The 26,302-nt window shown below is 63.2% G+C and carries 23 protein-coding genes; 18 read left to right on the forward strand and 5 right to left on the reverse strand.

The genetic code is table 11. The annotated features are described in order from the left end of the window. The first annotated feature begins 86 nt into the window (after nt 1-86). Nucleotides 87-1,184 (forward strand): cell division protein ZapE, encoded by a 1,098-nt coding sequence (gene zapE, locus NKG59_RS12410; protein WP_253537151.1) that lies wholly within the window; start codon nt 87-89, stop codon nt 1,182-1,184. Between the two features lie 20 nt (nt 1,185-1,204). Here zapE and NKG59_RS12415 read toward each other — a convergent pair whose 3' ends face one another. Continuing rightward, entirely contained in the window at nt 1,205-2,047 is an 843-nt protein-coding gene (locus tag NKG59_RS12415) for a 2-phosphosulfolactate phosphatase (RefSeq protein ID WP_045204220.1), read from the reverse strand. A 177-nt stretch (nt 2,048-2,224) separates the two neighbouring features. Here NKG59_RS12415 and NKG59_RS12420 point away from each other — a divergent pair, with 177 nt between their 5' ends. From NKG59_RS12420 to NKG59_RS12460, 9 genes are all read left to right on the forward strand, one after another. Then, nucleotides 2,225-4,768 (forward strand): heavy metal translocating P-type ATPase, encoded by a 2,544-nt coding sequence (locus NKG59_RS12420; protein ID WP_253537154.1) that lies wholly within the window; start codon nt 2,225-2,227, stop codon nt 4,766-4,768. 9 nt (nt 4,769-4,777) lie between these two features. Next, a complete protein-coding gene (gene ccoS / locus NKG59_RS12425) occupies nt 4,778-4,957 on the forward strand; it encodes a cbb3-type cytochrome oxidase assembly protein CcoS (RefSeq protein WP_024975924.1) in 180 nt (59 codons plus the stop codon). A 95-nt stretch (nt 4,958-5,052) separates the two neighbouring features. Then, nucleotides 5,053-6,510: a cytochrome-c oxidase, cbb3-type subunit I gene (ccoN, locus tag NKG59_RS12430; RefSeq protein WP_232042545.1), complete on the forward strand. Its 1,458-nt coding sequence runs from the start codon at nt 5,053-5,055 to the stop codon at nt 6,508-6,510. Nucleotides 6,511-6,520: 10 nt separating this feature from the next. Then, entirely contained in the window at nt 6,521-7,204 is a 684-nt protein-coding gene (ccoO, locus tag NKG59_RS12435) for a cytochrome-c oxidase, cbb3-type subunit II (RefSeq protein ID WP_012435344.1), read from the forward strand. Nucleotides 7,205-7,207: 3 nt separating this feature from the next. After that, the gene (locus NKG59_RS12440; RefSeq protein ID WP_045204217.1) at nt 7,208-7,390 is read left to right on the forward strand and encodes a cbb3-type cytochrome oxidase subunit 3; all 183 of its coding nucleotides are present in this window, start codon (nt 7,208-7,210) and stop codon (nt 7,388-7,390) included. Nucleotides 7,391-7,402: 12 nt separating this feature from the next. Next, nucleotides 7,403-8,326 (forward strand): cytochrome-c oxidase, cbb3-type subunit III, encoded by a 924-nt coding sequence (gene ccoP / locus NKG59_RS12445; protein ID WP_045204216.1) that lies wholly within the window; start codon nt 7,403-7,405, stop codon nt 8,324-8,326. Beyond that, nucleotides 8,323-9,786: a cytochrome c oxidase accessory protein CcoG gene (gene ccoG / locus NKG59_RS12450; RefSeq protein WP_045204215.1), complete on the forward strand. Its 1,464-nt coding sequence runs from the start codon at nt 8,323-8,325 to the stop codon at nt 9,784-9,786. Before ccoP ends, ccoG begins: the two co-directional genes overlap by 4 nt. Nucleotides 9,787-9,812: 26 nt before the next feature. Continuing rightward, nucleotides 9,813-10,040, forward strand: a complete 228-nt coding sequence (locus NKG59_RS12455; protein ID WP_253537157.1) for a FixH family protein — start codon at nt 9,813-9,815, stop codon at nt 10,038-10,040. After that, on the forward strand, nt 10,037-10,291 hold the full coding sequence (locus tag NKG59_RS12460) for a hypothetical protein (protein ID WP_045204213.1): 255 nt from the start codon (nt 10,037-10,039) through the stop codon (nt 10,289-10,291). The genes NKG59_RS12455 and NKG59_RS12460 overlap by 4 nt, the downstream gene beginning before the upstream one ends. Before the next feature lie 21 nt (nt 10,292-10,312). Here the strand turns inward: NKG59_RS12460 and fnr are convergent, their stop codons facing one another. Then, entirely contained in the window at nt 10,313-11,041 is a 729-nt protein-coding gene (fnr, locus tag NKG59_RS12465) for a fumarate/nitrate reduction transcriptional regulator Fnr (RefSeq protein ID WP_080633364.1), read from the reverse strand. 177 nt (nt 11,042-11,218) lie between these two features. Here fnr and NKG59_RS12470 point away from each other — a divergent pair, with 177 nt between their 5' ends. The 8 genes from NKG59_RS12470 to truB all read left to right on the forward strand — a co-directional run bounded on the left by NKG59_RS12470 (nt 11,219) and on the right by truB (nt 21,751). Further along, on the forward strand, nt 11,219-11,962 hold the full coding sequence (locus NKG59_RS12470) for a sulfite exporter TauE/SafE family protein (RefSeq protein ID WP_253537160.1): 744 nt from the start codon (nt 11,219-11,221) through the stop codon (nt 11,960-11,962). Nucleotides 11,963-12,445: 483 nt separating this feature from the next. Continuing rightward, a complete protein-coding gene (scpB, locus tag NKG59_RS12475) occupies nt 12,446-13,291 on the forward strand; it encodes an SMC-Scp complex subunit ScpB (RefSeq protein WP_045204666.1) in 846 nt (281 codons plus the stop codon). A gap of 92 nt (nt 13,292-13,383) precedes the next feature. After that, nucleotides 13,384-15,168: a pseudouridine synthase gene (locus NKG59_RS12480; protein ID WP_253537492.1), complete on the forward strand. Its 1,785-nt coding sequence runs from the start codon at nt 13,384-13,386 to the stop codon at nt 15,166-15,168. Nucleotides 15,169-15,376: 208 nt separating this feature from the next. After that, on the forward strand, nt 15,377-15,865 hold the full coding sequence (gene rimP, locus NKG59_RS12485; RefSeq protein ID WP_253537495.1) for a ribosome maturation factor RimP: 489 nt from the start codon (nt 15,377-15,379) through the stop codon (nt 15,863-15,865). After that, nucleotides 15,862-17,337 (forward strand): transcription termination factor NusA, encoded by a 1,476-nt coding sequence (gene nusA, locus NKG59_RS12490; protein ID WP_027677577.1) that lies wholly within the window; start codon nt 15,862-15,864, stop codon nt 17,335-17,337. Before rimP ends, nusA begins: the two co-directional genes overlap by 4 nt. A 62-nt stretch (nt 17,338-17,399) precedes the next feature. After that, a complete protein-coding gene (gene infB / locus NKG59_RS12495) occupies nt 17,400-20,294 on the forward strand; it encodes a translation initiation factor IF-2 (RefSeq protein ID WP_253537163.1) in 2,895 nt (964 codons plus the stop codon). Nucleotides 20,295-20,421: 127 nt separating this feature from the next. Further along, the gene (rbfA, locus tag NKG59_RS12500; protein WP_004626422.1) at nt 20,422-20,793 is read left to right on the forward strand and encodes a 30S ribosome-binding factor RbfA; all 372 of its coding nucleotides are present in this window, start codon (nt 20,422-20,424) and stop codon (nt 20,791-20,793) included. 1 nt (nt 20,794) lies between these two features. Continuing rightward, nucleotides 20,795-21,751 (forward strand): tRNA pseudouridine(55) synthase TruB, encoded by a 957-nt coding sequence (truB, locus tag NKG59_RS12505; RefSeq protein WP_253537165.1) that lies wholly within the window; start codon nt 20,795-20,797, stop codon nt 21,749-21,751. A gap of 63 nt (nt 21,752-21,814) precedes the next feature. On the opposite strand, the gene NKG59_RS12510 is transcribed toward truB, so the two are convergent. Genes NKG59_RS12510 through NKG59_RS12520 form a run of 3 tightly spaced genes read right to left on the reverse strand, consistent with a single transcriptional unit; the run spans nt 21,815 to nt 26,250 of the window. Then, complete coding sequence (locus NKG59_RS12510) at nt 21,815-23,371, reverse strand: DHA2 family efflux MFS transporter permease subunit (protein ID WP_253537167.1); 1,557 nt, start codon at nt 23,369-23,371, stop codon at nt 21,815-21,817. Nucleotides 23,372-23,374: 3 nt separating this feature from the next. After that, on the reverse strand, nt 23,375-24,664 hold the full coding sequence (locus tag NKG59_RS12515; RefSeq protein ID WP_045204206.1) for an HlyD/EmrA/EmrK family protein: 1,290 nt from the start codon (nt 24,662-24,664) through the stop codon (nt 23,375-23,377). A gap of 56 nt (nt 24,665-24,720) precedes the next feature. After that, complete coding sequence (locus NKG59_RS12520) at nt 24,721-26,250, reverse strand: AdeC/AdeK/OprM family multidrug efflux complex outer membrane factor (RefSeq protein ID WP_253537170.1); 1,530 nt, start codon at nt 26,248-26,250, stop codon at nt 24,721-24,723. Nucleotides 26,251-26,302: the final 52 nt, after the last annotated feature.

A 26,302-nucleotide genomic window follows, 5' to 3' on the forward strand; every position in this document is an offset into this window, starting at 1 on the left:
GCAAGCACGATGCCCGGTGAATCCACAAGATTGCCGGGCATCGGTCCATTTGGGCCCGCAAATGGTGCCCCAAGCAGATTAAGCAGATGAACGTTCAGGAAACCTACCTACAGGAACTGAAGGCGCGCGGCTATCAGCCCGACGAAGCGCAACAACGCGCCGTCGATCGCCTGCAGCGGTGCTACGACGAATGGGTTGCCTACAAGGCCCGTCGTTCGACTGCGCTGCGCAAGATGCTCGTGCGCCCGGATTTGCCCCGTGGCGTCTACATGTGGGGCGGGGTGGGGCGCGGCAAGTCGTTCCTGATGGATGCGTTCTATAGCTGCGTGCCGTTGGTGCGCAAGACGCGCCTGCACTTTCACGAGTTCATGCGCGAAGTGCATCGTCAACTGGAAGAACTGCGCGGCCGCGCTGATCCGCTGGACGAACTGGCCCGTCGCATCGCCAAGCGCTACCGCTTGATCTGTTTTGATGAATTCCACGTCAGCGACGTTGCCGACGCGATGATCCTGCACCGCTTGCTCGATCAGCTGTTTGCCAACGGCGTGCAGTTTGTGATGACGTCCAACTATCGGCCCGACTTGCTGTATCCGGACGGTCTGCACCGCGACCGCGTGCTGCCGGCCATTGCGCTGCTGCAGGAGAAGCTCGACGTCCTCAACGTCGACGCGGGCGTCGATTACCGCAAACGGGCGATGGAGCAGGTGCAAGCGTATTACACGCCGTTGGGCGCCAAGGCCAACTCGGCGTTGCGCGATGCGTTTGCGGCAGTGGCGGAAGTGCCGAACGAATCGCCGGTGCTGCGCATCGAGCACCGTGAGATTCGCGCTGCGCGCAAGGCTGGCGGCGTGGTGTGGTTCGACTTCGCCACGCTGTGCGGTGGCCCCCGCTCACAGAACGATTACCTGGAAATCGCCTCGCGCTTTCACACCGTCATCCTGGCCGATGTGCCGAAGATGACGCCGCGCATGGCGTCCGAGGCGCGCCGCTTCACGTGGCTGATCGACGTGTTCTACGATCACAAGGTCAAGCTGCTGATGTCGGCGGAGGTGCCAGCGGACGAGTTGTACACCGAAGGCCAGATGGCCAATGAATTCCAGCGCACCGTGTCGCGTATCGTCGAGATGCAGTCGCGCGAATACCTCGAGGCACCTCGCCGCGAAGTCGACACGTCACTGACCTGATCTCGCTCGCTGCCGCGTGCCTAGTGTGACGTCGGCGGCGGGTTGCGATGCGACGGCGGTGCTTGTGAGGGCCGCAGGCTAGCGCCAAAGAAGTCCTGCGGCAGGCGCTCGGTCTTGCGGTTGACGTTGCGGAACGCGCCCTCCACCAGCATGGGGGCGACGTTGCTCACGTCGGTTTGCGAAGCCATGGTCACGTCTTCGGTAAAGCCGCGTTCGCACAGCTCGCGGCCCGACACAGAATCAAGCAACCACGCTTTCATCATGCCGGTCTGCGACGCCTCGCGATAGATCGCGCGGGCGGCGAGCGCTTCGGGCGACAGCGCTTGTGGCAAGAACCCCGCTACCGTTTCCGACAGGTGATGCACGATCGCACCGGCGGCCAACCAGTCTTCGAGCGCCGGGCGCAGGCTGCCATCAGCCCAGCGTTCTCCTGACGCCACCACGGCCACGCGGCGGCCCAGTCGCGATGCGGCTTCTGCCACCGCGCGCGCGTTGCGCAGGCAACCTGCAAACGTCGGTGTCGATCCGGTGGCGAGCGCGAGCGTCGCCCCATTGGGCGAGGGCAGGACCAGGTTGCTGCCGATTGGCAATTCACGGAGCGACGCCGGCGAGAGCGTATACCCCGCCTGGCTCCGGTTGTAGCCCGCCAGCATGGCGCCGGCGCGGCGCGCGAAGGTTTCAGCACTGGCGTCGCGCCATGGGTACGGATAGATGCGTGCCCCGCGCGCCACGGCCACATCCACACAGGTACAGAAGGACAGCACGTCCACCACGATGACGGCGTCGCAATGTGGCGCCAGCGCGGATGCTCCGTGCTCGCCCCATTCACAGTGGATGTTGTACAGGCTGAATTCGGTTGCCATGTCGCGCCCTCCTGTTTGCCTGGTGCAGCTATTTACTATAGGCGGCCGATTTTCTTTATGGGAGGGTTTGCATGGGTGAGGTGCGCTGAGAATCGCATTTCCGGTGGAGTCTTATTGCGCCGTGCTTGATGCGCATCAAGGGCGCGCGGGGGGATGCTGGCTAGCATCGTCCCCATAATGACGACGATATTCGCCCCCAATCATCCAACCGCGCCGGTTGACGGCATAGGCTCGCCTATCGGCCCGAGCGGGGTGGGCGCGTCGCACGTCACCTGCTATCACTGCGCTTCGCCATTGGACGGCGCCACCGCTGTCCGTGCCGACATTGGCGGCAAGTCTCGGGAATTTTGCTGTGCCGGCTGTCAGGCTGTCGCGCAAACGCTGCACGCCTCCGGCATGGGCCACGTCTATGACGGCCCCATCGCCTTCGCCAAGCCCATCGAAGGTGACCGTCGCACCGAAGCCGAAGCCGTTTGGGCGACCTACGATCTGCCCGTCATGCGGGAGCGCTTCGTACGCACACGCGCTGACGGTGCGGAAGAACTTTCCCTTGCTATCAGCGGCATGCGTTGCGCTGCGTGTGTATGGCTGATCGAGCGTGCGCTCTCCCGAGTGCCGGGCGTGCGCGAAGCCACCGTCAATTACGCCACGGAACGCGCGCGCATCGTCGGAGATGCCGGGGCGATGCGGCTGTCTGCGGTGTTCGCCGCCATTGCCGACGTCGGATACGAAGCGTGGCCCGACCAGCCATCCGCCCGCCGCACTGCCGAGGCGCGTGAACGCCGCAGCCTGCTGATCCGCTTGGGGCTGGCGATGCTCGGGATGATGCAAGTGATGATGTACGCGTGGCCGGTTTACCTGCACGGCAGCGACATCCCCGTGAGCCAGACGCGCCTGATGCAGTGGGCCAGCCTGATGCTGACCGTGCCGGTGGTGTTGATTTCTGCGCGGCCCATTTTCGTCAATGCGTGGCGGCAAGTACGGCATGCGCACGTCGGCATGGATGTGCCCGTGGCGCTGGGGGTCGGCGCGGCGTTCGTTGCCAGTGTGCTGGCGACCTTGCGCGGTCATGGCGAGACGTACTTCGATTCCGTGACGATGTTCGTCGCTTTCCTGCTGGCGGCGCGCTATCTCGAACTGCGTGCGCGCCAGAGCGCGGCTTCCGGTGCCGAAGCGTTGGTGCATCAGTTGCCGGCCACTTGCCGGCGCTTCAACGCCGAAAGCGGCGTGCTCGAGACCATCCCCGTTGCAGCCTTGCAGCAAGGCGATTGCGTGGAGGTGCGCGCCGGTGAAGTTCTGCCCGCCGACGGCACCATTGAACGCGGCACCACCGAGATCGACGAATCGCTTCTCTCCGGTGAAAGCGTGCCGCGCCCGCGCGACGTGGGCGCGACCGTGCTCGCGGGCAGCTACAACGTCGTCAGCGCAATTCGCGTGCGTGTGAACCGCGTGGGCGCCCAGACGCGCCTTGCCGCCATCGTCGATCTGCTGGAACGCGCCTTGACGGACAAGCCCCGCATGGCTGAACTCGCCGATCGTGTGGCCGGGCGCTTTGTGGCAGTGCTGCTCGGCTGGGCGCTGCTGACGGCGATCGCGTGGTGGTGGATCGATCCGACACGCATGTTTGCCGTCACCGTGGCGGTGCTGGTGGTGAGTTGCCCCTGCGCGTTGTCGCTGGCTACGCCGTCTGCGCTGGCCGCGGCCAGTGGTGCGCTGGCACGGCGCGGTGTGCTGGTCACGCGCGGCCACGCCATCGAGAGCCTGGCAGCCGTGACGGACGTGCTGCTCGACAAGACCGGCACGCTCACCGAGGGGCGTTTGCGCTTGCTGAGCATCGAGACCTTCGCCGATGTGGATGCCGAGCACTGCCTCGCATTGGCGTGCGCGATGGAGCAATCCGAGAATCATCCGATCGCCCAGTCGTTGCGCGCCGCCACCTCCGCTGAAATGCTGTTGCCAACGTTGGGGCGCGTGACCAATGTGCCGGGGCAGGGCGTGTATGCCGTGGCTGATAACCAGTTGGTGCGTCTTGGCACGCAGTCGTTCGCAGCAGCGTACTACGCAGATCAGCCGGTTGCTTCCATTCGTTACGGCACGGAAGCGCCGATGGAGGAAGTGCCGCCGGCGGCCGCATGCACGTCGATCTGGCTCGGCCGCGACGGCCAACCACTCGCGCGCTTCACGCTGGCCGATACGCCACGTACCGATGCGCCCGCATGCCTGAGCGCGTTGCGTGCACAAGGATTGCGCCTGCATCTCGTTTCCGGCGATGCGCCTGAGACCGTGCACTGGTGGGCCAACCGCCTTGGCATCGACCGCGCGGTGGGCGGCGCAAGCCCCGAAGACAAACGTGCCTACGTGCGCAAGCTGCAGGCAGACGGCGCCCGCGTGCTGGCGGTCGGCGACGGCATCAACGACGCGCCCTTGCTCGCGCAGGCGCAGGTCTCCATCGCCATTGGGTCGGGTGCGCCCCTGGCCCAGGCCGGCGCGGATGCCATCCTCACCGAGCCGCGCCTGTTTGCCATTAGCGAGGCCGTGTCAATTGGCCGTCGCACGTTGCGCGTGGTGCGCCAGAACCTCGGCTGGGCCGTCACCTACAACGCGATCAGCATTCCGCTCGCCACGCTGGGGTGGTTGTCGCCGCTGGTAGCGGGCATCGGCATGTCGGTGTCGTCGTTGCTGGTGGCGCTCAATGCGTGGCGTTTGTCGCGCGCCGTTTAAGGAGCCGAAATGGAAACGCTGTTCCTGCTGATTCCGCTGTCGCTGATGTTGGTGGTGGCGATTGTCGGGGTGCTGTGGTGGGCCGTCGGCTCGGGCCAGTACGACGATCTCAAGGCGCCTGCTGAATCGATTCTGCTGGACCCTGATACCCCGGCGCGTGACGCAATGTCGCGGGACGGAACTACTTGACCACGTTGGCTGGGGTGTCTTGACGCACGTCAAGACTCGAATATCGCCCCATTCTTAACATGACCCTATCAAACCAACACTCTCGGGGAGCAAGCATGCAATCGTCCAGCGCGTTGCAGCCCACCCAGACCTTCAATTACCGCGTTGTTCGCCAGTTCTCGATCATGACGATCGTCTGGGGCATCGTCGGTATGGCGGTCGGTGCGCTGATCGCGGCCCAGTTGATCTGGCCGCAACTGAATTTCGGGGTGCCTTGGCTGACCTATGGTCGGCTGCGTCCTCTGCACACGAATGCCGTCATCTTTGCGTTTGGCGGCAGCGCTCTGTTTGCGACGTCTTACTACATCGTGCAGCGTACCTGCCAGGTGCGTCTGCTTTCCGACAAGCTTGCCGCCTTCACGTTCTGGGGCTGGCAGGCAGTGATCGTGGCAGCCGCCATCACCCTCCCGCTGGGCTACACAAGCTCGAAGGAATACGCCGAACTCGAATGGCCGATCGACATCCTGATCACCGTGGTGTGGGTGGCTTACGCGATCGTGTTCTTCGGCACAATCGCCAAGCGCAAGACCCGGCACATCTACGTGGCCAATTGGTTCTTCGGCGCCTACATCATCACGATTGCTCTGTTGCATATCGTCAACAACGCTGAATTGCCGGTGTCGATGTGGAAGTCGTACTCGGCTTATGCCGGCGTGCAGGATGCGATGGTGCAATGGTGGTACGGTCACAACGCAGTGGGCTTCTTCCTGACCACCAGCTTCCTGGGCATGATGTATTACTTCGTGCCCAAGCAGGCCGAGCGTCCGATCTATTCGTATCGCCTCTCGATCGTCCACTTCTGGGCGCTGAATTTCACCTACATGTGGGCGGGTCCGCACCACCTCCAGTACACGTCGCTGCCCGACTGGGCGCAGTCGCTGGGCATGGTGTTCTCGCTCATTCTGCTGGCGCCGTCGTGGGGCGGCATGATCAACGGGATCATGACCCTGTCGGGTGCCTGGCACAAACTGCGCACCGATCCGATCTTGAAGTTCCTCGTGGTGGCACTGTCGTTCTACGGCATGGCGACGTTCGAGGGCTCGATGATGTCCATCAAGACCGTGAATGCGCTGTCGCACTACACCGACTGGACGATCGGCCACGTGCACTCCGGCGCCCTGGGCTGGGTGGCAATGATCACCATCGGCTCGATGTACTACATGATCCCGCGCCTGTTTGGCCAGCAGAAGATGTACAGCACGCGCCTGATCGAGGTGCACTTCTGGGTGGCGACCATCGGCGTGGTGCTCTACATCGCCGCCATGTGGGTTGCCGGCGTGATGCAGGGCCTGATGTGGCGCGCCACCGAGGCTGACGGCACGCTGACCTACAGCTTTGTCGAAGCGGTCAAGGCAACGTACCCGTTCTACCTGATTCGCTTGGCTGGCGGCCTGTGCTTCCTGGGCGGCATGCTGCTGATGGCATTCAACGTGTTCAAGACCATCCAGGGCAGCAAGGCAATCGATGCACCGATTCCTCAATCGGCCCAGACCCCGATGGTCGCAGCTCAGTGAGGAGGGGAACATGAGCAATCAATCCAACAAGTTTTTCTCGCACGAGACGCTGGAAAAGAACATCGGCTTGCTGATCGTGATGACGCTCGTCGTCGTCAGCATTGCGGGCCTGGTGCAGATCTTGCCGCTGTTCTTCCAGCATTCGACCACTGAACCGGTCAAGGGCATCGCCCCGTATTCGCCGCTGCGGCTGGCGGGGCGCGACATCTACATCCGCGAAGGCTGCGTTGGCTGCCACTCACAGCAAGTGCGTACGCTTCGCGCCGAGACCGAGCGCTATGGCCACTATTCGCTGGCTGGCGAGTCGGTGTTCGATCACCCGTTCCTGTGGGGTTCCAAGCGCACGGGCCCGGATCTGGCGCGCGTTGGGCAGCGCTATTCGGACGACTGGCATCGCATCCACCTCCGTGATCCGCGTGAAGTGGTGCCCGAGTCGAACATGCCGTCATATGCGTGGCTCTCGAAGACGCCGCTGGATAACAGCGACATCGAGAAGAAGATGCATGTCCTGCGTCAGCTGGGTGTGCCGTACACGGATGCCCAGATCGCCGGGGCGCGCGAGCAACTCGCGGGCAAAACGGAAGAAGACGCCGTGGTCGCCTATCTGCAAGGCCTTGGCGTGGAGCTGCGTAACGTCCGGGACGTGGCTGTTGCTCCGGCCGCCGCGCCTGCCACCGTTGCAGCGAAGGAGTAAGCCATGGCCACGCTGAGTGCAATTGCGACTGCCGTCTTCCTCGTGCTGTTCGTCTGCATTACCTGGTGGGCATTCTCCGCGCATCGCCGCGGTGCGAATGCGGAATCGGCCATGCTGCCGTTCCTGCTGCCCGATGAGGCCGAGGTCGCCGGTGCGCACGCAGACGCGTCGCGCCCGCATCAATAAGGACACAGAATCATGAGCGACTTCATTTCGGAGTTCTGGGGGTATTACATCGCAGCGATCGCCCTAGTCGGCATCGTGTGGTGTGTCTGGTTGCTGTTTTCGCAGCGGCGCATTCAGATTGCGCCCGGTCATAGCGCGGGCGAGGACACCGGCCATGTATGGGACGGCGACCTGCGCGAACTGAACAATCCGCTGCCACGCTGGTGGATGTGGATGTTCCTGCTGTCGTGCATCTTTGCGTTGGGGTACCTGATCCTCTACCCGGGGTTGGGTTCATACGGCGGCGCGCTTGGTTTCTCGACACGGGGCGAATTGGCGGCGCAGCGCGCTGCAGCCGATGCACAGGTCCGTCCGGTCTATGAGCGTTATGCCAGCATGGACATCAAGCAGATCGCCGCCGACCCGCAGGCCCATGAGATTGGCCAGCGCCTGTTCCTGAACAACTGCGCGCAGTGCCATGGCTCCGACGCTGGCGGCTCGAAGGGCTTCCCGAACCTGACCGACAGCGACTGGCTGTACGGCGGCGAGCCCGAGACGATCCTGACCACTATCACCAAGGGGCGTCACGGTGTCATGCCCTCGCTGGCTGCGGTGGTGGATGGCAACCAGGCTGTCAACGTGGCCAACTACGTGCGCTCGCTGTCGGGCCTGTCTTACGACCCGATCAAGGCAGCGCGTGGTGAACCGACGTTCAAGTCGGTCTGCGCGGCCTGCCACACGGCAAGCGGCAAGGGCAATCAGACACTTGGCGCACCTAACCTGACCGACCGCGTCTGGCTGTACGGCAGTTCGGAAGCAACCATCGTCGAGACCATCCTCAAGGGTCGTGACAACACGATGCCGGCACACGAGAACCTGCTCTCACCAGAGAAGATCCGCATGCTGGCGGCCTACGTCTGGGGTCTGTCGAATAGCAATACGAGTCACGAGCAATGAGCGACAAAGAACCAGCCTGGCGCCCGATGACGCCCGCCACCGCGGCGGCGGGCGCCGACGACGCCCCCACCGAGCAGATGCTCTATGAGGTCCGGCGCAAGATTTATCCGCGCGCCGTGACCGGCGCCTTTGCGCGTTGGCGAGTCTGGCTGGTTCTGGCCACGCAAGCCATCTTTTATGGCTTGCCGTGGTTCCAGTGGAACGGTCGCCAAGCGGTGCTGTTCGACCTGGGCGCCCGCAAGTTCTACCTCTTTGGCCTCGTATTGTGGCCGCAGGATGTCATCTATCTGACGTTGCTGCTGGTGCTGTCGGCGCTCGCGCTGTTTCTATTTACGGCGGTGGCGGGGCGGCTCTTTTGCGGCTATGCCTGTCCGCAGACGGTCTACACCGAGATTTTCATGTGGATCGAGCGGCACATCGAAGGAGATCGCTTCGCGCGCATCCGCCTCGACGGTGAGCGTTGGAGCCTGCGCAAATTCCGCCTGAAGGCCGCAAAGCATTCGGCCTGGATCCTCATCGCCCTGTGGACGGGCTTTACCTTCGTGGGTTTCTTCACGCCGATCCGCGATCTGGGCATGGAGACCTGGACGCTGTCGCTCGGTCCTTGGCAGACATTCTGGATGTTGTTCTACGCATTTGCGACGTGGGGCAACGCTGGTTTCATGCGCGAGCAAGTCTGCCGCTACATGTGTCCCTACGCTCGTTTCCAGAGCGTGATGGTCGATCCCGATACCTACGTCGTCACGTATGACACGCAGCGCGGCGAGCCGCGCGGCAGCCGTTCGCGCAACGCCGATTTCGAAGCCCAGGGTCTGGGTGCTTGCGTCGACTGCAGCATCTGCGTGCAGGTGTGCCCGACCGGCATCGACATCCGTCAAGGGCTGCAATACGAATGCATCGGTTGTGGCGCCTGCATTGACGCCTGTGACCAGGTCATGGACAAGATGCGCTACCCGCGCGGTTTGATCCGCTACACGTCGGAACGCGCGATGCTTGATCGGCTCAGCCCGAAGGAAGCCCGGCGACATCTGATGCGTCCGCGCGTGCTGATCTATACCGGGATCATGCTGGTGCTCTTCACCGGGTTCATCGTGGCATTGGCGATGCGGCAGCCGCTCAAGGTTGACGTGATTCGTGATCGTGGTGCGCTGGCGCGTGAAGTGGACGGCGGCAAGATCGAGAACGTTTATCGCCTGCAACTGATGAACGCGTCCGAGCACCCCATGCGCGTGACCATCACCGCCGAGGGCATGCCGGAACTGGACGTGGAGGGCGGTCGCGGCGAATCGACCACACTGGAACTGCCGCCAGCGGCTAACCGGCTGCTGCCAGTGCGCGTGCGCCGGCCGGCCGACGATGCCGCCCCCGGCTCGCACAAAATCCGTTTCGTCATCCATGCAGACAGCGGTAGCGACAGCCTTGTACTGCGCGAACCGTCGAGCTTCATCGTGCCGCGCTGATGCGGCATCCCCAACAGGAGGCAACGATGCACGCAACGCAATCTTCCGCACAGGCCCGTCCTTGGTGGCGCGAGCCGTGGCCGTGGCTGCTGATGGCAGGGCCGTTCGTCGCCATGGTCGGCTGCGGCGTCACCATTTGGCTGGCGATATCGCATCCCGATGCTGTTATTCATGACAACGTCGTGCGGCGCGGTTTGGTCGTTGAAAAGACGACGGGCGCACCGGCGCATGCCATTCACACGGAGGCCCGATGAAGCGTCGACTGCTGATGTGGATTCTGTGGCCGGCATTTCTGTCGGCGGCCCTGGCTGAGCTGGTGGTCTTCGCGGTGGTAGACCCCGTCGATCTGCGCTTCTTCGGCGAGCAGATCACGGTGTCGGCCCAGGCGGTTTACACCGTGTCCTTCTTTGTGTTCTGGTTGCTGTGCGCATTGTCGAGCGCGTTGACGCTCTATGTGTCGCCGGGCATTGGCAAGCTGGAAGCGCATGAACACCCGCTCGTCTGAGCGGGAGCCATGAAAGGCAGCTTAGGCCGCCTGACCGCTCATGACCTGGCGCAGGCCGGCCAGGTCGATCAGCTTGACGTGGCGTTGGCGGATCTGGATGAGACCCGCTTCGGCAAAGCGCGAGAACAGGCGGCTGACGGTTTCGAGCTTGAGACCCAGATAGCTGCCAAGTTCTTCGCGGCTCATGCGCAGCACAAACTCGGTCGACGAATATCCGCGCTGGGCCGAACGCTTCGAGAGGTTGAGCAAGAATGCTGCGAGACGCTCTTCCGCACGCATGGAGCCCAGTGTGAGCAGCATCAGATGATCCTGCGAAATCTCCTTGCTCATGATGCGCAAGAACTGATGCTGCAGCGAAGGCAGCCGGCGCGAAAGGTGCTGCAACTCGTCGTAGCGCACCACGCAGACTTCGGTATCTTCAAGCGCGGTGGCGTCCGACACGTGGCGCATATCGCCAATGCCATCGAGCCCGACGATTTCACCCGGCAGGTGGAACCCTGTGATCTGATGCCGACCGTCTTCAAGCGTCAGATGGGTTTTGAGTGTGCCGAAACGAATGCCGTAAACCGCCTCCAGCGGCTCACCCAGAGAATAGAGCGATTGCCCCTTCTTAATGCGGATGCGCTCGCCGACCAAATCGTCCATCTTGCGCACGTCATCCGAGTTCATTCCCACCGGCAGGCAGATTTGCCCGAGTACACAGGTGGAACAACGCGAGGCTTGGTCGGTAAGTGCGATTCGAGTGAGCACGGGCGGGGGCGAATTTCGGGAAGGTGAAATGAGTAATTCTTGTTTTACAGCGCCAGCTTATTATAACGGCGACCTTCTTGTCCTCGGACATTTCCGATGCGGCAAAACGCGTCAATTACGCTTGGTTCGCAACAGTAAGACAAAAACCTTGGTCCATATCAAAAGAGCGTCAGAAAGATGAGTGCCGCGGCGCTTGTGAGCGTTTTCCTGATTGCATTGCTCGGCGGTGTGCATTGTCTGGCGATGTGCAGCGGTATCGCACTCGCAGCCGAACGTGGCGCTGTGGCGGTGCGGATCGTGTCCCGTCGCCGGCTTTGGTTTGAACAGGTCGTCATGCATGCCGGCCGGCTGACCACCTATGCGTTGCTGGGCGCAATCATGGGTGCCATGGGCGCGACCGTCTGGCGCCAGCAATGGCTGCCGATTCAACGCGGCTTGTTTGCGTTCGCTAGCGCATTGCTGGTCGCCTACGGGGTTTTGCTGCTTGTTCGGTCCGCAGGGGATGCGTGGCGCAGTGTGTGGCTTGAACGCTTGCTTGGCCGCGTGGCAGGAGGCCTGTCTCGAGGCGCCGCCACGCTGGGCGGTAGGCTGCAGCGTCAGCCACCGTTACTGCGCCGCTATCTCACGGGTATGGCGTGGGGGCTGGTGCCGTGTGGGATGGTCTACGGCGCATTGGCTGTGGCGTTGTTGGCAGGCAACGCCGCTTCCGGGGCCGTGGTCATGCTCGCCTTTGGTGCGGGTACGCTGCCCAACCTGCTGATGATGTCTGGTCTGGCTGGGTGGCTGCGTGGGCTGTCGCGCCAGCGATGGGCGCGGGGCGCGGCCGGCATCGCCATCGCCGGGTTTGGGGTCTGGGGGCTGGCTCACGCAATCTGGTTGCCGGAGATGCTTAACGCACACGGATTCTGTCTGGTGCTGTAGGCGTTCAGGCAGGCAAAAATTGCCAATCGTCCCATGATAGGAGGCTAGGACATCTTCCCGGTTGCGGCGCTGCTGGAAATTGCCCTACAATCAACCGCAATTCGATTCGCCACCCGCGCAAATCAACAATCCTAAGCGCGGCGCCAAGCGATGCCATCCAGCGGTAGAGTCCCCTGGACAGTCGATTCGGGCGGGCTGCCGTTCTTCTTGGTAGTCGTCCGGCGCAGTATCCGTCCCCATGGCGGCGGAAGAAATTGCCCTTGTGGTGCCTGACCGGCACCGGATCAACTCGCTCCTCCGGCCCTACTTTGCGGGCACAGCCACTGCGTTTCGGTGCAGGCTCCAATTGGATGATTGGCCTTCGCGCGCCGGGCCCGGGCGGGCAACAGCATTCAGAAATGCCGCGTGCTTCGCGGTGGGACGACAAACCTCAAGCGTGACGGCGACTGGCCGTGCGCGAGCAATGACGAGCCGCTCAACCCGATGAATACCCAAGAGGCGAAGATCGTCCTCGAAACCGCGCTGATCTGCGCGCAGGACCCGTTGCGAGTCAATGACTTGCGCAAGCTCTTCGACGAAGATGTGTCCGCAGACACCATCCGTGTGCTGCTCGAAGAGCTGCGCCAGGATTGGCTGAATCGAGGTGTCGAACTGGTCGCGCTGGCCTCCGGCTGGCGCTTGCAGAGCCGCCCGGAAATGCGCGTGTATCTTGATCGGCTGCACCCGGAAAAGCCGCCCAAGTACTCGCGCGCTGTGATGGAAACGCTGGCGATCATCGCTTATCGTCAGCCGGTCACTCGCGGCGATATCGAAGACATTCGCGGCGTGACGGTCAACACGCAGGTCATCAAGCAGATTGAAGACCGTGGCTGGATCGAGGTCATCGGTCATCGCGACGTGCCGGGCCGCCCCGCGCTGTATGCGACGACCAAGCAGTTTCTCGACGACCTTGGCTTGCGCTCGTTGGACGAACTGCCGCCGCTTGAAGATGCCCGCGCCCAAGCGCAGGCGAGCTTGCTGGAGCAGGGCGCCATCGAGTTTGAAGGCGGTGCAATTGCGGTGGAAGAGCTGACGGCGCTCGTCAACGACGCGCCGGAAGGTGCTGGGAGCGCCGAGGCTTCGGTGCAGGAATCGGCTGCATTGCCGGTTGCCGAGGCTTCCGTTGAGGTAATCGCTGAAACGCCGGCGCAGTCTACTGAGGGTGCGGCGGGTGGTGAGCTGGCATTGGAAACCGAGTCGCAAGCGGTGAGTGCGACCGAGGTTCCATCCGAAGATGAGTACAAAACACCGGTCGAGCCGCCTGTGGCTCCCGCCAATGAACATTCGTAACGCCATGCCTGCCGCACAGTCGGCGCATGGCCTGAACCCCTAGATTTTTTGAAGACGTTGTGAGCACCCAGTCAGACTCCATGGATACACGTATGCCGGCCGACGCCGACGCTCAGCCGCCGCGACAAGACGGCGGTGATGGGACTGAGGCCGCGCCTCGTCGCAAGGGATTGCGCCGCGGCTTGCGCAATCTGGTGGCTTCGCGCCGCCAGCAGCAGGACGGCCGCCCTGAGGGTGAAGCCGCTGAGGCGGGTGGCGCGGACGCCGGCCAGCCTGCGCAACCGCGCAAGAGCCGCGCGCCACGGGCACGCAAGCCGAAAGAGGCGACAGCTGAGCCGGCGGTAGTTGCCGCAGAGGGTGCTGCACCGGCCGAACAGGCGCCAGCAGACAGCCAGGGCGAGCGACGTGGCCCGCGCGGCCGTTTCGGCAAGAACCGTCGCCGCCAAGGCGAAGGCCAACCGGCGGAACGCGCCGAGCGCGGCGAGCATACGGAAGGTGCTGGCGGCAAGAATGCCGGCGGTCGTGGCAAGCAGCAGAGCCGCAACGGTAAACCGCAAGGCAAGGCTGGGGGTCAGACCCAGAATCGCGGGGGCAAGGGGCTGAAGGGCGGCAAGGGCTCCGAAGACGTCTTCCAATACGTGATTTCAGGCGCGTACGACTCGGAGGTTGACGCCGGAGGCGCATCGCAGCCCCCCAAGGGGCGCGAACTGACCTCCGACGACGACGCTCCTAAGCTGCACAAAATCTTGGCTGATGCCGGGCTTGGCTCGCGCCGCGACATGGAAGACCTGATCCTGCAAGGTCGCGTCTCCGTGAACGGCCTGCCGGCTCATATCGGCCAGCGCATTCTCGCGACCGATCAGGTGCGCGTGAACGGCAAGCTGATCCAGCGCAAGCTGCCGAACAAGCCGCCGCGCGTGCTGCTGTATCACAAGCCGGCCGGTGAGATCGTGAGCCAGTCCGATCCGGAAGGCCGTCCGACCGTGTTCGACGCGTTGCCGCGCATGAAGACCGGCAAGTGGGTCGCTGTGGGCCGCCTTGACTTCAATACCGAGGGCCTGCTGATTTTCACGACGTCCGGCGACATCGCCAATCGGTTCATGCACCCGCGCTATGGCGTGGAGCGTGAATACGCAGTGCGTACGCTTGGTGAGCTGGCGGAAACCGATCGCCAGAAGCTGCTGCACGGTATCCCACTTCAGGACGGCGAAGCCAACTTCCTGCGCTGCGTCGATGGCGGCGGCGAAGGTGTCAACCATTGGTACCACGTCGCCCTGACCGAGGGGCGGAACCGCGAAGTGCGGCGCATGTTCGAAGCGGTCAACCTGACCGTGTCGCGCCTGATCCGTACGCGCTATGGCAGCTTCGTCCTGCCGCGCGGGCTTAAGCGCGGGCGCTGGCAGGAAGTGTCGGCCGACGATGTGCGTACGCTGATGGGCACGCTGGGCATGAAGGTGCCGACGGCCAGTTCCGGCAGTGGGCAAGACCGCCAGGGCAATCGTCGCCGTGGGCCTGCGCCGGTGCTGATGGGGCCGATGTCGTCCGGTTTTGCGGGGGAAGCTAACTTCCAGTCGCGCGGTATGGGCGTTGAGAACGGTAATCGCGCGCAGCCCGCGCAGCGCCGTCCGACCAACCCGCGCCAGCCCGATCCGATGCAAACGTCCATGGGCTACATCAATGTGGGCGGTCCGACCACGCTGACAGCGCGCACCCGTATGGGTGAGCGCCCGAATGGCCGCGGCGGCGCGGCTGGCGGCGGTGGTATGCATGATGGCAATCGCGCGCCCGGTAGCAAGCGCCCCGGAAAGAGTGGTGGTGGCATCCCGAGCGGCAACAAGGCGCCGCGCGGTGGTGGCAAACGCGGCGGTAAGCGCTAAAAAAATGCGGGCGTTGTGTGCGGCAGCCGTCGCAACGCCCCATTTTGTGGCGGCTTCTGGGCAATTTTTGCGTTTTGCCTGGAAGCGTATTACAATGTCAGTCTAATCAAAAGTCATCCTGTAGAAGATGGGCGAATGATATGGGCGTTGCGCCCATTTTTTTTTGCTTCCGCAGGTTGGCCATACCGGGAAATTCTTCAGGAAAAACGTGCATCTGACTGATCTGATTGAGAAAACCCTCACCGCCATGGGGTACGAGCTGGTGGAAGTGGAGCGCGCACCCGCTGGGCTGCTGCGCGTGTATATCGATCAGGCAGAGAACGGCATCGTCATTGAAGATTGCGAAAAAGTGAGCCATCAGCTCACGCGCGTGTTCGAAGTTGAAAACGTCAATTACGAACGGTTGGAAGTGTCGTCGCCCGGGCTGGACCGCCCGCTGCGCACGCTGGCCGACTTCACGCGCTTCGCCGGCCTTGAGGTCAAGGTGACGTTGCGCCTGCCAGTGGACGGGCAAAAGAATTTCACGGGAATCATTCAGGCTCCGACGGGCGAGTCAGGCCAGGAACGAATCGGCCTTGAGTTTGAGGGCAAGGAAGGCCCCGCACTGCTGGAATTCACGCTGTCGGAACTCGACCGCGCCCGGCTGGTGCCCGTGCTGGACTTCAAAGGAAATCGAAACAAAGGGAACAAGCAATGAGCCGCGAAGTTCTGTTGCTCGTCGATGCGCTTGCGCGCGAAAAAAACGTCGACAAGGATGTGGTGTTCGGGGCGCTGGAGGCCGCATTGGCTTCGGCGACCAAGAAGCGCTTTGAAGAAGACGTGGATGTGCGCGTGGCGATCGACCGTGAGTCGGGCGAACACGAAACCTTCCGTCGCTGGCTCGTCGTTCCCGACGATGCAGGCCTGCAGGAACCGGACAAGCAGATTCTGCTGTTCGAAGCCAAGGAGCAGAATCCTGACCTCGATGTAGACGACTTCGTCGAAGAGCAGATTGAGTCGGTCGAGTTCGGCCGCATTGGCGCGCAGGCTGCAAAGCAGGTGATCCTGCAGCGCATCCGCGATGCTGAGCGCGAGCAGATCCTGAATGATTATCTGGATCGTGGCGAGAAGGTCATGACCGGTACGATCAAGCGTGCCGACAAGAAGGGCCTGATCGTTGAAACCGGCCGCGTCGAGGCGCTGTTGGCCCGCGACCAGATGATCCCGAAGGAAAATCTGCGTACGGGCGACCGTGTCCGGGCGTACATCCTGAATGTCGACCGTACCGCACGTGGCCCGCAGATCGAGCTTTCGCGCACTTGCCCTGAGTTTCTGATCAAGCTCTTCGAAAACGAAGTGCCGGAAATGGAACAGGGCCTGCTGGAGATCAAGGCAGCCGCGCGCGATCCTGGCGTGCGTGCGAAAATCGCGGTCGTTGCACACGACAAGCGTATCGACCCGATTGGCACCTGCGTCGGCGTGCGCGGGACCCGTGTGACAGCTGTCCGTAACGAAGTTGGCGGCGAGGCTGTGGACATCGTGCTGTGGTCGGAAGACCCGGCGCAGTTTGTGATCGGTGCGTTGGCGCCGGCGCAAGTGCAGTCCATCGTCGTAGACGAGGAAAAGCACAGCATGGACGTGGTGGTCGACGAGGAAAACCTCGCCGTTGCCATCGGCCGTAGCGGCCAGAACGTTCGCTTGGCGTCGGAGTTGACCGGCTGGCAGATCAACATCATGACGCCGGCAGAGTCTGCGCAGAAGCAGGCAGAAGAAAGCTCCGTCGTTCGCCAGTTGTTCATGGCGAAGCTGGACGTGGACGAAGAGGTTGCCGACATCCTGATCGAAGAGGGCTTCAGCTCGCTCGAGGAAGTGGCCTACGTGCCGCTGCAGGAAATGCTGGAAATCGAAGCGTTCGACGAAGACACCGTCAACGAGCTGCGCAACCGCGCTCGCGACGTGTTGCTGACGATGGAGTTGGCGAAGGAAGAAAAGGTCGAGAAGGTGTCGCAAGACCTGCGCGACCTCGAGGGGCTGACCCCGGAGCTGATCGGCAAGCTGGCCGAGGGGAACATCCAGACGCGTGACGACTTGGCCGAGCTGGCCGTGGACGAATTGGTCGAGATGACCGGCGTCGACGAAGAACAAGCCAAGGCGCTGATCATGAAGGCGCGTGAACACTGGTTTTCGTGAGTCGTATAAGCGTTGATCGTTTATCGCAATCCTCACTGAAACCAAGCATCGAAAGGGTTTGAATGGCAAGCACAACAGTTGCCCAACTCGCTGGCGAATTGAACCGTAGCGCATCAGCGCTGCTGGAACAATTGCAAGCCGCGGGCGTGCAAAAGGCGACGCCGGAAGACGTCATCACCGAATCGGACAAGACCCGACTGCTCGACTATCTCAAGCGAGCACACGGCAGCGCCGAGGATGGCGCGCGCAAGAAGATCACGATCACCAAGCGCGAAACCAGCGAAATCCGCCAAGCGGATGCCACCGGCAAGACGCGTACCGTGCAAGTGGAAGTCAAGAAGAAGCGCGTGCTGGTCAAGCGTGATGAGCCGAACGCGGCACAGGCTGAATCGGACGCCACAGAGGCTGTACCGGTGGTCGATGCCGAGGAAGTTGCGCGTCGCGAGGAAGAACAGCGCCGCCAGGCCGAATTGCTGGCCCAGCAGGAAGCCGAGCTGAAGGCGCGCCAGGAAGCAATGGAGCGCGAGGAAGCTGAGCGACGCGCCCGCCAGGAAGCAGCGGAAGCCGAGCAGAAACGCCAGGCTGAACTTGCTGCCAAGAAGGCGGAAGAGGAAGCCGTTGCTGCCCGCGCAGCCGCTGAAGCGTCGGACGAAGCCCCGCGCCGTAAGGCCGAGGAAGATGCCGCACGTCTGGCAAGTGAACGCGAAGCGGCGCAGAAGGCCGCTGACGAAGCGCGCGTTGCTGCCGACAAGATCAAGGCCGAGGAAGACGGTGCGCGCAAGCGCCGTGAAGCTGCCGAAGCCGAAGCACGTGCCATCCGCGAGATGATGAGCGCCCCCGCTCGTGTGCTGAAGACACCTGCCGAACGCAAGGCTGAAGAAGTCAAGAAGGCCGAGCAATCGGGCACGCTGCACAAGCCGGTCAAGCCGGCTGGCGAAGCACGCCCGGCTGCGGCTGCCAAGAAGCCGGCTGCCCCCGCACCAGCCGCAGCTGCACCGAGCTCGCCTACGGGTGACAAGAAGGGCGGTCGTGGCAAGGCGGGTTGGCAAGACGACAACCGTGGTGGCAAGCGTGGCGGCCTGAAGACGCGCGGCGATACCGGTGGCGGTGCCGACGGCTGGCGCTCCGGCTCCAAGGGCGGCCGCAACCGCCATGGGGACGACAACCGCAATGCCTTCCAGGCACCGACCGAGCCGGTCGTGCGTGAAGTGCACGTGCCGGAAACCATCTCTGTGGCCGATTTGGCGCACAAGATGTCGGTCAAGGCTGCCGAAGTCATCAAGCAGATGATGAAGCTCGGCCAGATGGTCACGATTAACCAGGTGTTAGACCAAGAGACCGCGATGATCGTGGTCGAAGAAATGGGCCACCAGGCGGTCGCCGCCAAGCTTGACGATCCGGAAGCGCTGCTGATTGGCGGCGTGGAAGAGCCGACGAATGCCGAGGCCGAAACCCGTCCGCCTGTCGTGACCGTCATGGGTCACGTCGACCACGGCAAGACCTCGCTGCTGGACTACATCCGTCGTGCCAAGGTTGCGGCAGGCGAAGCCGGCGGTATCACGCAGCACATCGGCGCGTATCACGTTGAAACCGATCGCGGCGTCATCACCTTCCTCGACACCCCGGGTCACGAGGCCTTCACGGCCATGCGTGCACGTGGCGCCAAGGCAACCGACATCGTGATTCTGGTCGTGGCTGCCGACGACGGCGTCATGCCGCAGACGAAGGAAGCCATCGCCCACGCGAAGGCGGCCGGGGTGCCCATCGTGGTGGCGATCACCAAGGTTGATAAGCCCGAAGCCAACCCCGACCGCGTCAAGCAGGAGCTGGTGGCTGAGAGCGTGATTCCGGAAGAGTACGGCGGTGATGTGCCGTTCGTGCCGGTGTCCGCCAAGACTGGCGAAGGCATCGACAGCCTGCTGGAAAACGTGCTGCTGCAGGCTGAAGTGCTGGAACTGAAGGCGCCGGTCAATGCGCCGGCCAAGGGTCTGGTGGTGGAAGCGCAGTTGGACAAGGGCAAGGGTCCGATCGCTACGGTGCTCGTGCAGAGCGGTACGCTCAAGCGCGGCGACGTGGTGCTCGCTGGCACGGCCTACGGCCGCGTGCGCGCCATGCTGGACGAAAATGGCAAACCGGCCAAGGAAGCTGGTCCGTCGATCCCGGTGGAAATCCAGGGTCTGTCGGAAGTGCCGGGCGCCGGCGAAGAAGTGCTGGTGTTGCCGGACGAGCGCAAGGCACGCGAAATCGCGCTGTTCCGCCAAGGCAAGTTCCGTGACGTGAAGCTGGCGCGCCAACAGGCCGCCAAGCTGGAAAACATGCTGGAGCAGATGAGCGAAGGCGACGTGAAGTCGCTGCCGCTGATCATCAAGGCAGACGTTCAGGGTTCGCAGGAAGCATTGGTGCACTCGCTGCAGAAGCTGTCCACCGACGAAGTGCGCGTACAGGTTGTGCACGCGGCCGTGGGCGGCATCACCGAGTCGGACGTCAACCTGGCAACCGCGTCGAAGGCCGTCATCATCGGCTTCAACACGCGGGCTGATGCGGGCGCACGCAAGCTGGCCGAGCATCAGGGCATCGACATCCGCTACTACAACATCATCTATGACGCTGTGGATGAGGTGAAGGCGGCGATGTCGGGCATGCTCTCGCCGGAGAAGCGCGAAGAGACGACGGGCCTTGTCGAGGTGCGCCAGGTCTTCCACGTACCGAAGGTTGGTGCAGTGGCCGGCTGTATGGTGCTGGACGGTTTCGTCAAGCGCAATTCGCTGGTCCGGGTGCTGCGTGCGAACGTGGTCATCTTCTCGGGCGAACTCGATTCGCTCAAGCGCTTCAAGGACGATGTGAAGGAAGTGAAGCAAGGCTTCGAGTGCGGCCTGTCGATCAAGAACTTCAACGACGTTCAGGAAGGCGATCAACTCGAGGTCTACGAGATCACCGAGGTGGCGCGTACGCTGTAATACGTTGGCCGGACGCTGCGGTGTCCGGCTCGACTTTGCGACGGTGGCCCGGGCGCGTCCCGCGCCACCGTTTTGTCTTTTGGGCCAGACTAGCGCGTGCTGGCGGCGCCCATGTGAGGAACACTCTATGCCGAAGAAATCGGGATCGGCCGCTGGCCGCAACGTGCGCATCGCCGATCAGATCCAGCGTGATCTGGCCGAATTGATCCAGCGCGAAATCAAGAACCCGGCGATGGGCCTGGTGACGCTGCAATCCGTGACGCTCACGCCTGACTATGCGCACGCCAAGATCTACTTCACGGTGCTGGGCGCCGAGCCGGAAGTCGCCGGCGCCATCCTGAACGAGAAGGCAGGCTACCTGCATTCGCTGTTGTTCAAGCGCCTGCACATCCACACGGTGCCTACACTGCATTTCCACTTCGACGGTTCGGTCGAACGCGGTATCGAGATGTCGCGCCTGATCGATGAGGCCAACGCCACGCGTGCCAAAGACGATTGAAATGGGTGAGCAACATGCGACCACGCCACAGAAGCAGCCTCGCCGCGATGTGCATGGCGTGCTACTGCTGGACAAGCCGATCGGCTGGTCGAGCAACGATGCGCTGATCCGCGCCAAGCGCTTGCTGTGGGCCAAGAAGGCGGGGCATACCGGCACGCTGGATCCGCTGGCGACGGGCTTGCTACCGCTGTGTTTTGGCGAGGCGACCAAGTTTTCGCAGGATTTGCTCGATGCGGACAAGACGTACGAAACCGTTGTGCGTCTTGGTATCAAGACGAGTACCGCAGATGCGGAAGGCGAGGTGCTGAGCGAGCGCCCTGTTTCGGTCACGCCGGAGCAGCTGCAAGTAGTCATCGCGCGCTTTGTCGGCGAGATCGACCAAGTGCCGCCGATGCACTCTGCGCTGAAGAAGGACGGCAAGCCGTTGTACGAGTACGCGCGCGCGGGTCAGACCGTGGAGCGCGCTGCACGTCGGGTAACGATCCACGCGATCGATGTGTTGGCGACGGATCTGGAGTCGGCAGAGCCGACGATCACGTTGCGCGTGTCATGCAGCAAGGGAACGTACATCCGCACGTTGGGTGAAGACATTGGCGAGGCGCTGGGCTGCGGCGGGCATCTGGTTGCGCTGCGACGCACGCAGGTCGGCAACCTGACACTGAACGGCGCCGTGACGCTCGAATTGCTGGACGCGGCCGCTGAAGATGCTCGCGCCGCATTGCTGGCCCCAGTCGATGCGCTGCTGCAGACGCTACCGCGTGTGGAGTTGGATGCGGAAGAGAGCCGCCGCTTCCTGCATGGACAGCGCTTGCCGTTGCGATTGGCGTTGCCGAACGCAGATCAGGTACGCGTATACGGCGTGCGTGAGGCGATAGGGGCGGGCTCCACGGCATCGCTGCTCGGAGTGGCTACTTGGCAAGATGGTGTGCTGCGACCGGGGCGGCTCGTGCATCTTTAAGCCGATCGACGGCAAAAAAAAGCCACGCAGCTATGCGTGGCTTTTTTGTTGCGCGATCTTGGATCAGTGCGCACCGGCTGCCGCTTCCGCACCGGCCGCCGACTTCGCCGGCTTGGTCAGCCAGATGAAGACGATCAGCACGATAAACAGCACAGCCGAAATCCAGAAGATATCGTTGGCGCCCAACATTGCGGCTTGCTGCGAGATCACGCGTTCGATCACGCCATTGGCCTGCAGGTTGGGCATGCCAAGCTGCGTGTACTGGTTGATCGACGACGCATAGGCCGGGTTGTACGGATTCACGTGCTCGACCAGTTGGGCGTGGTGCAGGGCTGAGCGGTTGTCCCACACCGTGGTCGAGATCGATGCACCGATGCCGCCGAACATGATCCGCACGAAGTTCGACAGACCCGATGCCGCCGGAATCCGCTCGGGCGGCAGGCCCGAGAGGATGATCGACGTGAGCGGGATGAAGAACATTGCCATGGCGGCGCCCTGGATCAGCGTGGGGATCATCAGCGTCCACGTGTCGACTTGCACGGTAAAGCGCGAGCGCATCCAGAACACCAGCGCGAAGGTAATGAACGCCGTGGTCGCCACCCAGCGTGCATCCATCTTCGGCAGGTTCTTGCCGATCACGGGCGACAGGATGATGGCGAAGATGCCCACCGGCGCCATGATCAGGCCCGCATCCGTGGCGGTGTAGCCGACGATGGTTTGCAGCCACAGAGGCAGGATCACGAGGTTGCCGAAGAACAGCCCGTACGCCACCGAGATCGCAACGACCCCCGCGCTGAAGTTGCGGCCCTTGAACAGCGTCAGATCCACGACGGGGTGATCTTCGGTGAGCTCCCACACCAGGAAGAACGCGAAACCCACGATGGCCACGACCGTCAGCACCACGACCTCGGTCGAGTTGAACCAGTCGAGTTCCTTGCCGCGATCGAGCATCAACTGAAGCGAGCCCACCCACAGGATCAATAGCGCCAGGCCGATCTTGTCGATCGGGAGCGCGCGTGTCGGCGATTCGCGGTCCTTGTAGATGACCCACGTTGCGTACGCAGCCAGGATGCCCACCGGGATGTTGATGTAGAAGATCCACGGCCAGCTCATGTTGTCTGAGATCCAGCCGCCGAAGATCGGCCCCATGATCGGCGCGACCAGCGTGGTCATCCCCCATAGCGCCAATGCCATCGAGCTTTTGGCGGGCGGATATGTCGACAGCAGCAGCGATTGCGACAGCGGAATCATCGGGCCCGCCACAGCGCCCTGGATGATCCGGGCCGCGATCAGCATGCCCATGTTGGGCGCCAGCCCGCACGCCCACGACGACAGCACGAACAGCAGAATGGACGTGACGAACAGGCGCACCTGCCCGAAACGCTGCGTCAGCCACCCCGTGAGCGGCACCGAGATGGCGTTGGCTACCGCAAACGAGGTGATGACCCACGTGCCCTGGTTCGGGGCCACGCCCAGGTCGCCCGAAATTGCCGGGATCGACACGTTGGCGATGGACGAATCCAGCACGTTCATGAAGGTGGCCAGCGACAGCGCGACCGTACCGATCGCCAGTTTGGCGCCGGTCAGTGGCTGTAGCGGCTTGGGCGCGGCTGTTGCCATGCGTCAGACCTTGGGTGCGGGTTGTGAAGTGCGCGGAGCCGTTGCAGCCGGCACGTTGGTGGCGGCCGGTGCCGTAGCGCCGCCGCGGCCGGCGTTGGCTGTGATGATGCTGGCAATGACCTGATCGGCGTCTTTTCCGGCCTGGTCGTACACCGTCGTTTGCAGCGGTGAGGCTGTCGGGGAGGTGGCCAGGCTTTGACCGCCTTCGTCATGGATGTCGACCTTGGCTTCCATCGACAAGCCTACGCGCAGCGGGTGGTCCTTCAGTTCCTTCGGGTCGAGCGACACGCGCACCGGCAGGCGTTGCACCACCTTGATCCAGTTGCCCGTGGCGTTCTGTGCCGGCAGCAGCGAGAACGCCGAGCCCGTGCCCGCCGAAAAACCGACCACCTTGCCGTGATACGTCACGCTGCTGCCATACACGTCGGCCACCAGTTCAACCGGCTGGCCCACTCGCATGTGGCGCACCTGGACTTCCTTGAAGTTGGCGTCCACCCAGAGCTGGTCCAGCGGCACGATGGCCATCAGCGGCGTGCCCGGAGCGACGCGCTGGCCGACCTGCACCGAACGCTTGGCCACATAGCCCGTGACCGATGCCGGCAGGCTGGTACGCGCATAGGCCAGGTAAGCCTCGCGGACTTTGGCAGCAGCCTGCAGCACGTTCGGGTGACGCTCCAGCGTGGTCTGTTCGGTCAGCACGCGGTTGCCCTGCAGTTGTTCCTTGGCGGCTTCCAATGCGGACTGGGCAGCCTGCACGGCGGTTTGTGCGTGCGAGATTTCTTCTTGCGACACGGCGCCCGTGCCGGCGATCTGCTTGCGGCGTGCCAAGTCGTCCTTTGCCTTGGCGAGATCGCTTTCGCGCATGGCCAACGTGGCGGTGAACGCGCTGGTGTTCGAATACAGCGTGCGCACCTGGCGCACCGTCTGCGCAAGTGCGGCTTCAGCCTGCTCCAGCGCGACGCGTGCATCGGCACGATCCAGCTCAATCACGGGCTGGCCGGAGGTGACGAGCTGCGTGTCATCAGCGCGAATGGCGACCACGGTGCCCGCCACCTGCGGCGTCACCTGGACCACGTTGCCTTGCACGTATGCATCGTCGGTCGACTCGAACCAGCGGCCGTACAGGCCCCAGTAGACGCCGTAGCCGACGCCGGCAACGACCAGTGCGGCGGCCAGCGTGGTCAGCATGCGCTTGCGCTTTCCGTTGGAATTGCCGTTGCCGGCGGGCGTTGCCGCGGGGGCTGCGGGTGCGGGGGCAGCGGACGGTGCGGCTTGGGGCTTGTTGTCACTCATGATGTTGGCTCGAAAGAATGCGGTGGAACGTTCGGTTCAGTTCAATTCAGTACAGCTCAGCCATGCGATGCGGCGGCCTCGGGCTTGGCGCCGGGGAGGTCTTCTGCCGTATAGCCGCCGCCGAGGGCCTTGATAAGGGCCATCTGCGCGTCGAGTCGGCGTGCCTGCAGATCGGTCGCGAGCTTGCGTTGCTGCAGCACGGTAGTCTCGGCGTTCAGCACAACCAGTTGTGTACCAAGGCCGGCGCTGTAGCGCGTGCGTGCAAGGCTGTAGGCGCGCTCAGCTTCGCTCAAGGCGGTGCGCTGGATGGCGATCTGCGAGTCAATGCTGTGCAGCGTGGTGATCTGGTCAGCGGTGTCGTGCAGGGCTTCGGTCAGCGTCTGGTTGTAGCTCGCGACTGCAGCGTCATAGTTGGCGTACTTGCCGCGCAGGTTGGCGCGCAGCTTGCCGCCCTGGAAGATCGGCAGCTTGAGCGCCGGGCCGATACCGAGCTGACGCGATGCACCAAGCAGCAGGTTTTCCGGCGCAATCGAAGCCAGCCCCAGGAATGCAGTCAGGCTGATATCCGGCAGGAATTGCGCCTTGGCGACGTCGATATCCTTCGACGCGGCTTCCACGCGCCAGCGCGCAGCCACGAGATCCGGGCGACGGCCGATCAGGTCGATGGTCAGGTTGTTCGGCAGCTTGGGCGTGGTTTGCGCGAGCAGCGTCGGGCGCGTGATTGAGAGGCCGCGGTCGGGGCCCTTGCCCAGCAGCGCGGCCAACTGGTTGCGTGCCAGCGCGATCTGCTCGTCGACTTGTTCAAGTTCCGTCTGTGCGGCGGCCACATTGGCGCGGGCCTGCGTGGTTTCAACTTGCGTATCAAGGCCAGCACGCACGCGTTGGCCTGCAAGGTTGGTCAAATCCTTGCGCTGCACGATTGCACGTTCGGCCACGTCGCGCTGCGCGTAGAGCGCGGCCAGCTTGGCGTAGGTGCGTGCCACCGTGGTCGACAGCATCAAACGCGAAGCCTGGCTTTCCGCTTCCATCGATTTGTCATCGGACAGCGCAGCTTCCAGCGCAGAGCGATTCTTGCCCCAGAAATCCAGGTCGTAGCTCACACCCAGCTGGATCTTCGATTCCGTGAACCAGCGACCAGCCAGTGGCGTGCCTTCAAACATGTCGTATTCCGACAGGCGCTGACGCGTCATGTCGGCATCGAGACCGACGCTCGGATACAGATTGCCGCGCACCACATCGGCCATCGCACGCGAAGCGCGCACGCGGGCAAAGGCGACTTGCAGGTTCGGGTTGTCCTTGATGGCCTCATCCACCAGCGCGCGCAGTTGCGGATCGTTGAACTGATCGACCCAATTCTGCGACGGCCACTGGCCGCCTTGCGAGGGCAACGATTGCGCGCTCGCCAACTGGCCCGGCGTTGTCAGCGTCTGCGTGCTGTGCGAATTGCCGAGGTTCGCGCAACCAGCCAGCACGGCCAGCGTCACGGTGGAAAGCGCCACACCCAGGCGTGCCGGCCATTGCGCGCGCGGACTGCCGGCGCGGCTTAGGGGCGAAAGTGCCTGAGGGGCGGAATTCAAGGCGTTCATGTTGTTTGATGGGTCAAGCGATCAAGGGGGCGGGAAGCGTTCGGTGCTGCAG

Source organism: Ralstonia chuxiongensis (genome assembly GCF_024158925.1).
GTDB lineage: Bacteria > Pseudomonadota > Gammaproteobacteria > Burkholderiales > Burkholderiaceae > Ralstonia > Ralstonia chuxiongensis.